Source organism: Roseibium sp. SCP14 (assembly GCF_040329475.1).
Lineage (GTDB): Bacteria > Pseudomonadota > Alphaproteobacteria > Rhizobiales > Stappiaceae > Roseibium.
Window position 1 is genome coordinate 71551 of sequence record NZ_JBDZYH010000007.1, and the last position, 14633, is coordinate 86183.

14 protein-coding genes are annotated in these 14633 nt (G+C 57.2%); 1 reads left to right on the top strand and 13 read right to left on the bottom strand.

Annotated elements, in window-relative coordinates:
• Positions 1-7: 7 nt before the first annotated feature.
• The 11 genes from ABLQ08_RS24750 to ABLQ08_RS24800 form a co-directional block, all read right to left on the bottom strand.
• Complete coding sequence (locus ABLQ08_RS24750) at positions 8-310, bottom strand: hypothetical protein (protein WP_352947835.1); 303 nt, start codon at positions 308-310, stop codon at positions 8-10.
• Positions 310-1416, bottom strand: a complete 1107-nt coding sequence (locus ABLQ08_RS24755) for an ABC transporter ATP-binding protein (protein ID WP_352947838.1) — start codon at positions 1414-1416, stop codon at positions 310-312. Before ABLQ08_RS24755 ends, ABLQ08_RS24750 begins: the two co-directional genes overlap by 1 nt.
• Before the next feature lie 10 nt (positions 1417-1426).
• Positions 1427-2293, bottom strand: a complete 867-nt coding sequence (locus ABLQ08_RS24760; RefSeq protein ID WP_352947840.1) for a carbohydrate ABC transporter permease — start codon at positions 2291-2293, stop codon at positions 1427-1429.
• A gap of 1 nt (position 2294) precedes the next feature.
• Positions 2295-3245 (bottom strand): carbohydrate ABC transporter permease, encoded by a 951-nt coding sequence (locus ABLQ08_RS24765; protein ID WP_352947843.1) that lies wholly within the window; start codon positions 3243-3245, stop codon positions 2295-2297.
• 22 nt (positions 3246-3267) lie between these two features.
• On the bottom strand, positions 3268-4716 hold the full coding sequence (locus tag ABLQ08_RS24770) for an extracellular solute-binding protein (RefSeq protein WP_352947846.1): 1449 nt from the start codon (positions 4714-4716) through the stop codon (positions 3268-3270).
• A 40-nt stretch (positions 4717-4756) separates the two neighbouring features.
• Entirely contained in the window at positions 4757-5794 is a 1038-nt protein-coding gene (locus ABLQ08_RS24775) for an ABC transporter ATP-binding protein (RefSeq protein WP_352947847.1), read from the bottom strand.
• The gene (locus ABLQ08_RS24780; RefSeq protein ID WP_352947849.1) at positions 5791-7017 is read right to left on the bottom strand and encodes a Tm-1-like ATP-binding domain-containing protein; all 1227 of its coding nucleotides are present in this window, start codon (positions 7015-7017) and stop codon (positions 5791-5793) included. The genes ABLQ08_RS24775 and ABLQ08_RS24780 overlap by 4 nt, the downstream gene beginning before the upstream one ends.
• Before the next feature lie 15 nt (positions 7018-7032).
• The gene (locus tag ABLQ08_RS24785) at positions 7033-7887 is read right to left on the bottom strand and encodes a phosphoenolpyruvate hydrolase family protein (protein WP_352947851.1); all 855 of its coding nucleotides are present in this window, start codon (positions 7885-7887) and stop codon (positions 7033-7035) included.
• Complete coding sequence (locus tag ABLQ08_RS24790; protein WP_352947854.1) at positions 7868-8698, bottom strand: alpha/beta fold hydrolase; 831 nt, start codon at positions 8696-8698, stop codon at positions 7868-7870. Before ABLQ08_RS24790 ends, ABLQ08_RS24785 begins: the two co-directional genes overlap by 20 nt.
• Positions 8699-8852: 154 nt before the next feature.
• Positions 8853-9656 (bottom strand): AraC family transcriptional regulator, encoded by an 804-nt coding sequence (locus ABLQ08_RS24795; protein WP_352947856.1) that lies wholly within the window; start codon positions 9654-9656, stop codon positions 8853-8855.
• Positions 9657-9754: 98 nt separating this feature from the next.
• Complete coding sequence (locus ABLQ08_RS24800) at positions 9755-10639, bottom strand: nucleoside recognition domain-containing protein (protein ID WP_352947859.1); 885 nt, start codon at positions 10637-10639, stop codon at positions 9755-9757.
• 186 nt (positions 10640-10825) lie between these two features.
• Here ABLQ08_RS24800 and ABLQ08_RS24805 point away from each other — a divergent pair, with 186 nt between their 5' ends.
• A complete protein-coding gene (locus ABLQ08_RS24805; RefSeq protein WP_352947861.1) occupies positions 10826-11272 on the top strand; it encodes an Lrp/AsnC family transcriptional regulator in 447 nt (148 codons plus the stop codon).
• A 39-nt stretch (positions 11273-11311) separates the two neighbouring features.
• Here ABLQ08_RS24805 and ABLQ08_RS24810 read toward each other — a convergent pair whose 3' ends face one another.
• Positions 11312-12760, bottom strand: a complete 1449-nt coding sequence (locus tag ABLQ08_RS24810) for an NAD-dependent succinate-semialdehyde dehydrogenase (RefSeq protein ID WP_352947864.1) — start codon at positions 12758-12760, stop codon at positions 11312-11314.
• Positions 12761-12926: 166 nt separating this feature from the next.
• Complete coding sequence (locus tag ABLQ08_RS24815; protein ID WP_352947866.1) at positions 12927-14597, bottom strand: BCCT family transporter; 1671 nt, start codon at positions 14595-14597, stop codon at positions 12927-12929.
• Positions 14598-14633: the final 36 nt, after the last annotated feature.

Consider the following 14633-nt stretch of genomic DNA (forward strand, 5'->3'; position numbering starts at 1 on the left):
AACAAGGTCATCTGGCCTGCAGGTAGAGCACGTAGCCCCAGGCCGAGATGACGGCAAACACGATCAGAAGGATGAGAACGGCCAGGATGACACTCCCGGCTGTGCGGACCGACCGCCAGGATCGGCCTGCGATCAGAAACGGCATCAGGTTGAAGAGGATCGCAGACAAAAAGATCGTCACGCACCCCACCTGAAACAACAGGTGCGAAATGGGTTGGAACACCGCAACCAACGAACCGATAGACAGCGTCAGGATGGCACCTCGCGCCAGAGTGGCTGATCGTTCACTCATGAGTGCTTCACTACGCATCAGTGCCTCCCTCCATCACTTTTCAAGGCCAGACGCAGGCCAACTCGATTGAACAGGGTCAAGGCATCGACGCTTACGCCAAGGTCGAGACAAGTGCCGACATCTCGGCAATTTCCTTGCGCCAGCATCCTGATCGGCAGATCGTTCCACTCGGCATGGACCAGTGTTTCTGCGCCCATGTTTTCTGTGAGCACCACCTTCGCATTCTCGAAAATCACATCAGCTGCATGGCCGGGAGACACTGCTCTCGGTCGGAAGGCAAGTGTGATTTTCTCGCCGTTTTCAGTTAGTTCGGCGAAACGGTTGCCAGGAAGGACAAGCGCTTCGCCCCCCAGTTCAAGTATCACTTCAGTTTCGCTTACAGCTTTGCACTGGCCTTCGAGGAGGTTCATTTGAGGAGTACCGATGAACCCGGCCACAAATGTATTGCATGGTCGGTCGAAGACATCCTGAGGTCGCCCTATCTGCTCGACCTTTCCCTCGCGCATGACCGCAATCCGGTCACCCATTGTCATCGCCTCAAGCTGATCGTGCGTCACGATCACGGTCGGTTTGTCGAGCGTTGCAAGGATCTTGCGGATTGATCCTCTCATCTCGTCTCGGAGCTTGGCATCCAGACGGCTTAACGGTTCGTCGAACAGGAAGGCATTGGGCGCGCGGATGACGCATCGCCCTACGGCGACCCGTTGCTTTTCTCCCTCCGATAGCTGATGCGGATGACGATGCAATATGGTGCCGAGCTGCAGAATGTCCGATATCCGGTTCAGCCGCTGCGCGCACTCGTCAGCGGTCGCCTTCTCGGCCTTAAGCGGGTAGACGAGATTTTCCGCGACTGTCAGGTCCGGATAAAGAGCGTAAAACTGAAACGCCATGGCGACATCACGCTGCCGGGCCGGCAGACCGGTAACCTCTTGATCACCGAATGCCACGCTGCCGCGGGTTGCCGATTCCAGCCCGGCGATCATGCGCAAAGTTGTGGTCTTACCGCAACCGGACGGCCCCAGGAGGCACAGAACCTCGTCAGGTTGCACGGCCATCGACACATCCTTGACCGCAGCGAAGCTGCCGAAATTCTTGGAGAGCCCTTCGAGCGTCAGAATTGACATTTCGACCTCGTTACTTGCGGACAGTGCCAAATGTGACGCCACGCAAGAGCTGGTTCTGCAAGGCAAATGTCACGATGAAAACGGGGATGAGAAAGAGCGAAACCATTGCCGACAGCTTGCCCCAGTGCACGCCGATCTCACCGCCGATCGTGCTGGCAATGGCAACCGGAACGGTTCGCGTTTCAGTACCCGTGAGCAACAAGGCAAAAATGAACTCGTTCCAGGTCAGGATCAGCGCAAATACGGCTGTTGCGGCCAGACCGGCGAGCACCTGCGGCAGCGCAATCCTTCCAAGCACAGTCCAGTCGCCGGATCCATCCATCCGCGCGCTGTCTTCGACTTCCGGATTGAGGTCATCAAAGAAGCTTTTCATCATCCAGATCGAGAACGGCAGGTTGAAACCGGTGTAGAGCAGGATGATCCCGAGATAGGAGCCGGATAGCCCGGTCACGCGGAACATCAGAAAGATCGGGATGATGACCACGATCGGTGGCAGCATTCTGGTCGTGAGGATCACGAACAGATAGGTGTCGTTGCCCTTGAGGGGATATCGGGAAAACGCATAGGCAGCCAGCGTTCCGATGACCAGGGCCAGCAAGACCGAGGTGATCGCGATGAAGGCCGAATTCGCAAAATAGAGCCAGACGCCGGTTCCGGTCACATCGCCGGTACTGGAGACATTGAAGAAAACCGCGTGAAAGTTGTCCAGTGTTGGCGAAAAGAAAAGCTTCGGCGGAATTGCCAACGCGTCCGCTCTCGTCTTGAACGCGGTCAGGATGATCCAGAAGACCGGCGCAAAGTAGATCCCCCCGACAATCCAGGCGCATGCAGCGCGCAGCTTGCTTGCCTGATCATGTTTGCGGAACGAACCGGACATATCAGACCTCCTCCGCCGCGTTGCGGCGTTTGACGACATAGAGATAGATCGACGTCAGCACGATCACGACGAACAGGATCATGTAGGCCAGGGCTGAGGCTTCGCTTGTGCGGAAAAACTGGAAACCAAGACGGTAGGCATAGATGGCAATTGTTTCCGTGCTTGATCCCGGACCGCCCTCGGTGATCAGGAAAACCAGATCGAAGGTCTTGAAGGTCTCGATTGTCCGGAAGAGCAAGGCCAGCAGCAGCAGACTCTTCACATAGGGGAATGTGATCGTGCGAAATCGTGTCCAAGCCGAAGCCCGGTCGATCTCGGCCGCCTCGTAAAGGTAGCCCGGAACCGATACGAGGCCTGCCAGCACCAGCAGCATGACGAAGGGCGACCACATCCAGGCGTCGGCGACGACGATCCCGAGAATGGCACCTTGCGGCGTGGAAAGAAGCGCGAAACTTTCACCGGTAAAAAGACTTACGAACCAGGACAGAATGCCCAGCGTCGGATCGTAGAACAGCTTGAAGAATATGGCGACAGACACGAATGAAAGCATCATGGGCGTCAGGACCAGCATGAGAACCAGCCTTCGCATGGGAAAGTTCTTGGCAAACAGCAATGCCAGGCCAAATCCGATCATCAGCTGAAGCGCAACCGAAGAGCTGACAATCAGTCCGGTGGTCACGAAACGCTCCCAAACCCGGTCGTCGGTCAGAAGATCGGCATAGTTTTCAAGGCCCTTGAACCGGGGCAGAGCCTGCCGGTTGGCTCGATAATTGAAGAAGCTCAGTCCGAAAGACCAAAGCAGGGGCAAAATGTTGATCAGAAACAGGGTTGCCAATGCCGGGGCGACAAGGAGCGGCCCGCGTCGCTCCGGTGCATTGATCCATTGAAGAAGGCCGCGTGCATCTGCCTTTTCGGTAAAAGCGGGCGGCAAGACGGAAGTTTGCATAACCATGATCGCGGCCTTCTTGTTCCGATTACTTCAGGCGTTCTGCGTCACGCAGAAGCTCGTCCTGGAATTCAGCGACGGCATCGAGAGCTTCGCGTGCTGAAATCTGTCCAGTGATGGCGCGGTCGAATTCTTCCTGTTGCTGAGTCAGCATCTCGAACATCTCCGGGACATGCCAGAGATCCTTCTGCCACGGCAGCGACTGCCGGTAGGTCGCGTTCCACGGAGCCCAGCTGTCATAGTCAGGATTTCCAAGAACCGACATGAGGCCCGATTGCCCACCGGCCTTGACGGCGGCAATCTGGGTGTCTTCCGACAGCCACCACTTGACCAGATCAATGGCTTCGGCAATCACTTCATCGTCGTTCCAGGTGGTGAGGACAAAGGGTTGGCCGCCGAGATTGGCACTCCGGTCGAGTTTGCCGTTCAGCATGTTCCCCGGCATCAGACCGAAGCCGGTAACGTCAGACACCTGGCTTGTCTGAGGATCGACAACGGGCGCGGCAAGAGCTGCCCAATCGATGATCGCGGCAATCTTGCCCTGCATGTAGAGGTCCTGGATCTCGAAGATACCCATCTGACCTGTTTTGGCGATCGGTGGTGCGTGTTGCAGCAGTTCCAGATACCGCTCGAAGCCTGCGACGTTTTCGTCCGAGTTCACGACACCAAGAACAGGTGAATTGGGCTCATTGGACTCATCCCAGATACCGCCTCCCCATTGCCAGAAGAACGCGTTGATCTGCATCGTTGAGAAGTCGAGCGGTTTGCCGGCCTGATAAGCGACGCCGTAGAAATCGCTTTCAAGGGTTTTGCCCGCAAGTGTCTCGCCTGCGCTGCGGGTAAAGAATTCGCCGATATTGCCCCAGTCGTCCCAGGTCATGTCTTCCCAGGCGGAAGCGTCACACGGCAGATCCGAGCCGTACTTGGCCTGGTAGGCCGCATTTTCCCCTTCATCACAGAAGAGGTCGGTCCTGTAGTAGGTGAAATAGTTGTCGGGAAACTGAGGAAAACCGTAATAGTTTATGTCAGGCGAGTAGTTCCCCATTTCGGCAACCTTGTCTGCCGGAACGTTGGGATAGGTCGAATAGCCGGAAACCAGCGCCGGATGCAGGTCCTTGATGATTGCCTGCAACTCTTCGTCTTCGGCAATCAGGTCGTTGAGCTTCAAAAAGTAACCGGCTTCGATGAACGTTCCGAGCCACTGGCTGTCTGAAACCAGCATCTGGTACTTCTGCTCACCCGAGTTCAGGGAGGCATTCACCCGGTCAAAGAAATTCGGCCACGGAATGAAGTCGATCTCGAGTTTGACGTTGTTTCCCGAGGGGGCCTTGTAGGTCTCGTTTGCGTATTCCTGCATGAACCGTGTCGGGCCCCAATCGGGCGCGGCCATGCGGATCGTGATGTCTTCTGCAAGGGCGGATGAGCCCAAGAACATCGATGCAGTGAGCAACAGTCCTGTCTTCAGGTAATGGGTCATTTTCTCCTCCGTTGAATGCCGATTTGCTTGATTTTTTTCGCTAGGCCGGCATCGCGCCTGCGTCTGGAAGAAAAAGCGCCCGCTCAATCTTGAGGGGCAGCCTGTCGCCGATGCGCACCCGCGCGGCGTCCGCGCCGTAGAGAACTGTCCGAACCCGCGCCTCGGCGGCACTGACCGTGACCACGCTGACATCACCAAGCGCTTCGGTCAGGACGACCGTGCCCAAGAAGTCCGGCGTGTCCGGATCAAGCTTCAGGTCGTGCGGACGGATCGCGCATACGGTTCCCTCAGGGGCTGATTGCGGCAGGTCCGCAAAACCCAGCGATACCGTGTTGGCGCGGCGGTTTTTAACCGGCAACAGGTTCACCGGCGGCGAACCGACAAGCTGAGCAACCCGGGTATTTTGCGGCGCGTGATAGAGATCCGATGGCCTTCCGGAAGCGATGATCCTGCCATCGTCGATGACGGCGATTTCATCAGCCATAGTCGTGGCTTCCAGCTGATCCGGTGTTGCGTAAAGCATCGTGATGCCCAGCTCACGGTGCAACCGCTTGAATTCCACACGCATTGAATCGCGCAACTTTGCATCAAGATTTGTAAGCGGTTCATCCAGGAGAAGAACACGTGGCTCCCGGATCAGCGCACGACCGATCGCGACACGTTGCTGTTCTCCGCCCGAGAGCTGGGTCGTCTTGTTTTCCAGCCGGTGGCCGATGCGCAAGGTCTCCGCGACCTGACCCACCTTTCTTTTGATGACCTCGTCAGTTGCACCCATTCGCTTCAATGGATAGGCGAGGTTCTGGCGCACATTCATATGCGGATAAAGTGCGAAGCTCTGAAAGATCATCGCCAGGCCGCGCCCTTGTATGGGGGCTTCATTTGCCCTGTAGCCATAAAGGGAAACCGAGCCTTTTTCCGGCGTCTCCAATCCGCAGATCACGCGCAGCGCAGTCGTTTTTCCCGCCGATGACGGGCCAAGCAATGCGTGGAACGCACCTTCGGGAACACTGATGGATATCCCTTTGAGGGCGTGCAGCCTGCCGTAGCTCTTGTGCACATTGTCGAGCGCAAGCATCATCTTCGTGCCGCTTCGATGTTGCTGAGCAGTTCTTCGATAGCCCGCTCCACAAAGACTGGATCCTCCGCTGCTGCATCCACGTCGATGACCGGGCCTATGCTTCCAAGCTCCCGGTGCGCAGCAGCGAATAAAACCTCGTCGGCTTCTTTGTCGCGCAACGGTCCACCTTCAACGGAATAAGCGCTCCCTCCCTGACGCGGCATCAGAAAACTGACATGGCGCGCCTTGGCCGTGCGGCGGCCCAGCTCGGCCATGATCTGAGCGCCCTCCTCCGCTGATGTGCGGGGAACCAGGATCGTCGGATTGTGGAAGGCGTGCTGACGGTCGGCATACTCTTCAGGAACGGTGTTGGGCTCTTCCAGAACGACGCCGATATGGTCAATCCCCCCCGGCACGATCACCTGCGGCAGGCCCAGTTCCGCGGCAACTGTCAGCCTGCTGTCGTCGCAAGCCCTGATACCTCCGAACATCTGGTCGGCCAGCTCGCCAAGGCCATAGTCGAACACCGCCGTGATGACGCCTTCGCGCATCATTGCTTCCATAGCCGCACCGCCGGAGCCGACCGCATGGAAGACAACGACCTCGTAGCCCTTTTCATTCAGCAGCTTGATTGCGTGCAAGGTGCCCTTTGTCAGAACGCCGAGATTGGTCATTCCGATGACTGGGCGTTCGGACTTGAAATTCAGCGTGGCTCCTGCCCTCGCCATTCCGGCGATCGCACCGGCGGCATTGGCCAACATCGCGCGCGAAAACGGATTGAGCCCGAGAATGTCGCTGACGGAGAACATCATCGTGATGTCCCGAATGCCGACATATCCTGCCGTATTGCCCGACGCCATGGTCGAGAACATCACCTTCGGCAGCCCGTATGGCAGCCCTTGCAACACCTTCGTGATGGCTTCCGTGCCTTGCGTGCCGCCAAGACCGATCACACCGCTTAGTGCTTCTTGTCCCAGAAGGTCGAGGAGCAAAGCGGTCATGCCCCGGGCCATGACCGCGCTGGCTTCTTCGCGCTTTGCGCTTGCGCGCAGTTCCGAAAGGTTTGCACCACCGGCAATTGCTAAATCAGCCGCCGAAAAATCGACGTTGATTTGTGGGTCGTCCATGACACCGAAATCGAACACCAGCGCTTCGACACCGGCCTCGCGGATCTTGGCACGAAGATAATCGACCTCGTTACCCTTGGTGTCGGCAGTGGCAAGAATTGCAACGGTCTTGGACATTCTGCGCCCCTTGATTTACGTGAAGGAAAGACGACGGAACTGCGCAGCGGCCTGTGTGACGGCCCGCTCGATCGGCAAACGTTCCGTTGACGAACCCGTCCAGAATCCGTCTCCGCTGGTGTTGTTCAGCATGAATTGCGCATCTTCCGGCGTTTCCATCGCCGCTCCGTGGCCAACCAGGATCGTGTCCGGGGCGATGCTGCGTACCTGCGCATAGACGGCTTCGGTTTCGCGCGCGGTGTCTTCGATTGTCGAACCGTTGTCGTAGCCTGTACGTCCACCTTTTGTGGTTCCGGCGTGGTAGCAAAAGATATGCGGCCGGGCTTCTTTCGCGATGCGCAGGGAATCTTCAACGGTGAACGCCAACCCTACGGTGACCATGCCCATTTCCCTGGCGAGCTTCAGCATCTCGATTTCGTTGTCGAGCGTGATCCCGGCACTCGTCAGCACTTTCTTGATTTCGCTGTTCTCGTCCACATAGGAAATCGAAGGACCTATGTTGGAAACGGCATTCGCACCCATTCGCTGGCAATCTTCCAGCACCATGCGCATGTCGCGAAGGGGATCGTTTGCATTCAGGCAGGCACACACCATTGCCTTGCCCGAGAGCGCCGGCAAGATGTCCTCGCGGGTGTAGTTGAGCGTTTGGGCATTGCTGTCGAGAATGGGCCACATCATCGACATGGTTCCCATGCCGTTGGCCCTCAGGCGTGCGCCCGAAAAGGTATTGATGATGTCGATACCTTCATCTTCCAGAAGCCTGGCAACCAGCCCGCTCCCGGCGCTCGCAATCATGATCGGTTCGCGATCGGCAACCTTCTTTTTCATTCGGGCGAGAAACTCGCGGGGATCAACCCTTTTGGTAATCACGATGGTCTCCATGCGGCTGGCGCATCACCTTCCACAGCGTTTCTTTCAACGCGGCAGCGTGCGCAGCAGGTTCGAGATAGCGGGGAGGCAAGATGCCGAAACGCGCGTTCGGCAGCGCATTTGCTGTCTGGTGCGCCAGCGCAATCGGATGAAGCGCATCGGCATTGGTGCCAAGAACATCGACAGGGCATTCAACCGCGCGCATATCCGCCAGACGCGCGAACGGACGGTCACCATAAATCGCGGTCAGCACCGGAGCATGTTCACGTGCATTGTCCCGGGTCACGACACCACGAACCGAAGCGGCCGAACCTGACACGTCCGCTGCAAGCTCCCGATATGACGGAACGGCTTCAAGCCGGGCCAGCACATCTTCAGCATCGTGGTTTTCGAACAACTCACCGATCAGGCCGATCAGCTTCAGGTGCACCGGCTTCTGGCTGGTCATCCATGCAGGCCGGACAGCAACGACATGGCGCACCAGATCGGGTCTCTTCGCCGCGATCTTGAGCGAGAGCGCAGAACCCATGGAAATGCCGCAAAAGACCGAACGGCGAAGGTCCAGTCGATCGCACAGGTCAATGATCAACTCGCTGAAAGTGTTAAAACCGGCAGCTCGTTCTGGTTCGCGGCAAATGTTGCGTGCATGTCCGGGCAAATCGACCAAAAGCAGCCGGATGCCCCGGTCGCCAAAATCCAGCAGATCGGCAAACTGATTGGAAGACGCACCAAGCCCATGTATGAGCACAAGCGTATCGGAAGGGGTCTTCGACCCTTGCACTTTGTGATCTATACCGTTGACACGTTTCAACAATTTCCCGTTAGGCCACGGCAGCTGCCGTGGTCCTCCTCCCCTTGAGAACCCAACAATTCAAACTAGTGCTGAGGGGAAGTTTCCATTGAACGGATACGGAAAGTCTTGAACGAAAATGTCTGAGTTTTATAATTATTCGATCATTTGAGGCTTATGTACTGCGCCAGCGCAGACGATAGTTCTTCGGCGGCTGCCCGAAAAACCTGGTGAACTGACGGGTGAAATAGCTCTGATCGGAAAAACCGCATTCGAGCGAAATCTGGGAAAAAGGCTTGCCCGTACCCGCAATCATGCGTGACGCCGCCTGCAAACGGGTGCGTAAGATGAACTCCTGAGCAGACACCCCAAAAGTCTCCTTGAACCGTCTTCTGAAGTGACTCTCTGACATCCCTGCAAGGTGAGCAAGATCGGGAACGCGCAATGTTCCGCCCATATTGTCTTCGATATGACCGATCACATTCCGGAACCTTTCAAGCGGCCCCGGCAACGCCCGGCTTTCAGGCAGGACGCGGGTTATGCCGACCAGCCCGAGCACGTCCCCGGTCAAGTCGAGAATGGGAAGCTTGTTGGTCACGACCCAGACGAGCTGACCGCTTTCATTCGCGATCAGTTCGAACTTGTTGATGATGCGTGTCTTGCCGCGAATGACGTTCAGATCATCCCTGAGGATGGCTTCTGCCACTTGCGGGGGAAAGAAACTCTCTTCCCGTGCGCCGAATATCTCCTCGCGCCGCGAAAGTGACAGCAGACGCAAGCTGGCAATGTTGCAGGTAACCCATCGCCCGCTCTTTCCTTTCACATAGAAATAGATGTCAGGGATCAGATCGAAAATCGGTTCGAAGTGCCTGACATCTTCACGGGTCAAAGGCTCTGTGACATCGAGAATGAACTGCTGCGGCAGCTTGGGCCGCTCCGGGATTTCCGCTCCTGCGCCGCTCTCGATCGTCCCAATCATCCAAACCTCATTTCACCTTGAGCAGGTAACCGAGCAGAATTTCATCCAGCTGGCAACAGAAGTGAAAATTCTGCGATGGGCGCGCACAACTGCCGATTTCAGGTTGTCGCAAGGATCTCCTTTTTGCGCAGCCGGTGCCAGAGCATGAGCCCGCGAACCAGGAAAAGTGTGAGTATCAACCGACCGAAGAACAGCACCCAGAAATCACCGCCGATCGCCACCATCAGTGCCACATCCTCGATCAAGCCGTGACAAAGCGACAACCAGCACAGCGCGTAGTATCGCGCCTTGTGGGAAATTGCCGGATCGTTGCCGCGGGCGATGATCAGTCCACCGCCATAGGCCAGTCCGAGGAGTATTCCGGCAGTGGTGATCGACGTGACTGAGCGATCCAGCCCGGACAAGTGCATGACGGGCGCGAAGAGGCGGTTGAACACCGCCGTCACACCAAACCGGTCAAACGCGTCCATCATGACCAGGAGGCCCGCGAGAATAATGAACAGCAACACCATTCCCTTGAGGCTTGATAGAGCCCAGTCCATGTGACCGGCATCCACGCGGGCAAATTCCTTGAAGTGATCCAGCGATTGAGGCTCGGACAGATAACCCGTCACCTTGCTGCCGGCGTCAATCAGAAGCACGGCGAGACAGGCCGCGAACAGGCGCAGAAAGACTGTTCCCCAGAACGATCCCCCTGCCTTTCGAACAATGGCCTGCTCCACCGGAAGGGCATGGGCAATCAGCATGAAAGTGCAAATGGAGGTGATTTGCGCGGCTGTGAGCTCCTGTCCGATCAGGACCGGCAGTGTAGCGATTGCGCCGTACAGCCCCGTCAGGATCGCCGTCAGGCAGACGATGGCCGCTTCCGGCGGAAGGTTGAGCAACGCCATGACCGGTTGCATGGCCGGGCTCATCCAGTCAATCACGCCATAGGTGTCGGCAAGGCGCATGATGATCATGATCGGGACCATGATGCGGGCCATTTCCCAAAAGGTGCTCAGGCTGCGGTGGCTAAGATCGCGAAGGTAAGATTGCAATGTCAGGGACTTCTTCTGAGGGATTCAATGACTGAAAGTTCGTCGCCAACATCTCACTAATTGATTGAAATGGGTGATCGAAGATGGCAGGTTTTTGCAATAAAATTCGAATAAAGTAAAATTTTGAAGCAAATGGACCAGATAGATCGAAAGATACTGGATTACCTGCAGCAGGACGCCTCGATAAGCAATATCGATCTGGCCGACAGGGTTGGCCTTGCTCCTTCCAGCTGCCTGCGCCGGGTGCGCAACCTCTGGAAGGAAGGCATCATCACCCGCTCAATCGTCCTGACGGATGGCGAAAAGCTGGGCCGGAACGTGAAAGCGATTGTGAGTGTCAAATTGTTCGATCACGGCAATACTGCCCGCGAAGAATGGTTGCAGGCGCTTGCACAGGAGCGCTCCGTGTCACAAGTCTATTCTGTCTCCGGCGAGACCGACGCCGTCGTGTTCCTGACCCTTGCCAACATGAAAGAATTTCACGCGCTCAGCCAAAGTCTGTTTGCAGGCAATCCAAACGTGTTTCAGTTCGTCACGCAGTTCATTCTTGAAGAGCACAAATTCGAGTTGGCGAACTGACAAGCGGCGTCCCACAATCGGCGTTCGTCGCCGAATGTTCTAAACACTCAGGCAGCAGTACTTCACTTCGAGGTAGTCTTCGATCCCGTACTTTGACCCTTCGCGTCCCTGCCCGCTTTCCTTGACCCCGCCAAACGGCGCGACTTCTGTGGAGATCAAGCCCGTGTTAACGCCAACCATTCCGTATTCCAGTCCTTCCATCATCTGCCACACCCGACTCAGGTCTCGGCTGTAGAAGTAGGAAGCCAGGCCAAACTCGGTGTCGTTGGCCACCGCCAGAACCTCTTCAGTGGTTGAAAAGCGGAACACCGGAGCAAGAGGACCAAAGGTTTCTTCGCGCGCAACTGCCATATCGCGGGTCGCACCGGAAATCACCGTGGGCTGGAAAAACGTGCCGCCCAGAGCATGCATTTCGCCTCCAGTCGCAATGGCTGCACCTTTGCTGACGGCATCCGCGATGTGTTCTCGAACCTTCGAGACCGCCGCATCCGTGATCAGCGGTCCAATGGCGGAGCCATCCGCCGCGCCATCTCCCACCTGCAAGGCTGCCACGGCCGCAGAAAGCTTCTCGACAAAGGTGTCATACACTCCATCCTGGACATAGATCCGGTTGGAACAGACGCAGGTCTGTCCTGCATTGCGAAACTTGGAGATCATGGCGCCTTCGACAGCTGCATCCAGATCCGCATCGTCAAAGACGATAAACGGCGCGTTGCCACCCAGTTCCAGCGACAGCTTCTTGAGTTGCGCCGCTCCTTGCTGCATCAGGATCTTGCCGACGCGGGTCGAACCGGTGAAGCTGATCTTGCGCATGATCGGATTTTCACAAAATGCCTTGCCGACACCGACACTATCCGTCGACGGCAGGACGGAAAAAACACCGGCTGGCAGACCCGCTTCTTCTGCGAGACGCGCCATGGCAAGCGCCGAGAGAGGAGTTTCCGTAGCAGGACGAACGACCATCGCGCAGCCTGCCGCGAGTGCGGGGGCTGCCTTGCGCGAAATCATCGCATTGGGGAAGTTCCACGGCGTGATGGCTCCAACCACACCGATTGGCTGCTTCATGACCAGAATGCGCTTGTCACGCTGGTGACCGGGAATGGTGTCCCCGTAAATCCGTTTGGCTTCTTCTGAAAACCACTCGATGAAACTGGCGCCATAGAGGATCTCGCCCTTTGCCTCGGCCAGCGGCTTGCCCATTTCCGCGGTCAGGATCGCCGCCAGATCGTCGGCATGTTCCACCATCAGTTCATACCAGCGATGCAGGATTGCTGCCCGTTCCTTGCCGGTTCGTGCGGCCCACTCTCTTTGTGCGGATTGCGCAGCTGAAATTGCCTCGTCCACTTGGCCGAGATCGCAATCAGTCACATTTGCCAGGGTTTCGCCTGTTGCCGGGTTCTGCACCGCAAAACGTGCCTGGCCTTCATGCCAGACGCCGTTGATGTAGGCTTTTTCGGTCAGCAGGTCATTGCGGTTCAGGTTCAGCACAGGGCGTCTCCGGTATTTGGGAAACGGACGGGAGATCCCGCCCAAATGTCGTTGTCACCTTGAACCTCCCCGGCTCACGCCATGCGTGGCCAAAAGACAGGTTGAAACAAGGGATTTGAGAGAAATGCAGCGGGCGGAATTCTCCGCCCGCGCTTCATTTTCTGGATCAGGCGTGAAGATCGCCGTCGAGGGCGGTCCCGTCGGGCGCAATCTCACCCACGTTGCTGACTGCAGCTGGATCATCCATCAGTGATTTGATCACGCCCCAAGCCATCATCACCACCAGAACCGAGATTGGCAGAGCCGCGGCAATGGCTGCCGTTTGCAAAGCCGACAGGCCGCCGGCAAGCAGGAGAACGGCCGCCACCAGGCCCTGGGCAGCGCCCCAGATGATGCGGTGCTGCTTCGGCGGGTGTGCGTTGCCCATCGACAGGATCGTGGTCACGACAAGCGTCCCGGAGTCGGAGCTGGTAATGAACCAGGTCGCCAACAGGAACGTCGCCAAGGCTGAAATGATCCAGGCCAGGGCCCCGCCTTCCGCCAGACGCTCAATCGTGCCGTAGAGCGTACCGCCGAGGTTCCAGTTGTTGACCTGCTCGATCAACCCGGCGGTACCGACACCGCCTGCCGCATTCAGTTCCATGTAGAGCGCGTTGCCACCGAAGATGGAGATCCAGATGAAAGCCATCGTTGTGGGAACCAGCATGGCACCCAGCATGAACTGGCGGATCGTACGGCCTTTGGAAATCCGTGCCACGAACATGCCTACGAACGGTGCCCATGAGAGCCACCAGCCCCAGTAGAACAGGGTCCAGCCACCTTGCCATTTGACATCGCCGGGTTCGGACGCAGTCCAGAAACCCATCGACCAGAGCGTGGTTGCATAGTCACCCAGCGCGTTCAGAAAGAAGCCGATCAACCATTGCGTCGGTCCTGCGATCAGGAAGAACAGCACCAGCAAGATAGACAGGATGATGTTCCACTCCGACAGGATGCGGATGCCCTTGCCGATGCCGGAGACTGCCGACATGGTCGCAACGATCGAGATCGCGATGACAAGCCCGACCTTCAGGCCGGTGCCGGTCCCGGTGCCGAACAGAACGTTCAGGCCTTCGGCCATCTGCGTCACACCAAGTCCCATGGACGTGGCAATCCCGAATACCGTGCCGAACACGGCAAGCAGATCAACCGCATGACCGGCCGGACCGTAGATCTTGTCACCGAGGATCGGGTAAAGCGCGGAACGGAAGGTCAGAGGCAGCTTCTTGCGGAAAGCAAAATAGCCAAGCGCAAGGCCGGTCATCGTGTAGATTGCCCAGCCGTGAAGTCCCCAGTGAAAGTTGGTGGTTCTTACGGCATCGACTGCACGCTCAACCGTCATCGCCGTATGACCGGCTGCATCCGCGAACGGGTTGTTCGGATATCCCCAGCCCGCCGAGTTGTCGAAATAGAACAACGGCTCGGCAATGCCGAAGAACAGGATGCCGATGGAAACCCCGGCGGAGAACAACATCGCGAACCACGAGAAGTTCGAGAACTCAGGCCGTGAATCGTCGTCGCCCAGCCGGATGGAGCCGAAGCGGCTGAACATCAGGAACAGGCAGACGAAAAACAGGATCACGACCGAACTGATATAGTACCAGCTCAGGGCACTCTCGACCCATGAGCGGATACCGCCATAAATCTTGCCTGCATATTCCACGTTGAGAATTGTAAAGACCACAAAGGCGGCGATCATTGCCTTTGATGCAATGCTCATACCGTTGTGCAGGCCTTTGAACAGTCCCCTGTCAGAGACCAGATGGTCTCCTCCACGGGGCTCGATGCCCTGTGTCATGATGCTTTCCTCCCATCAGCAAATCAGGATTTTTTG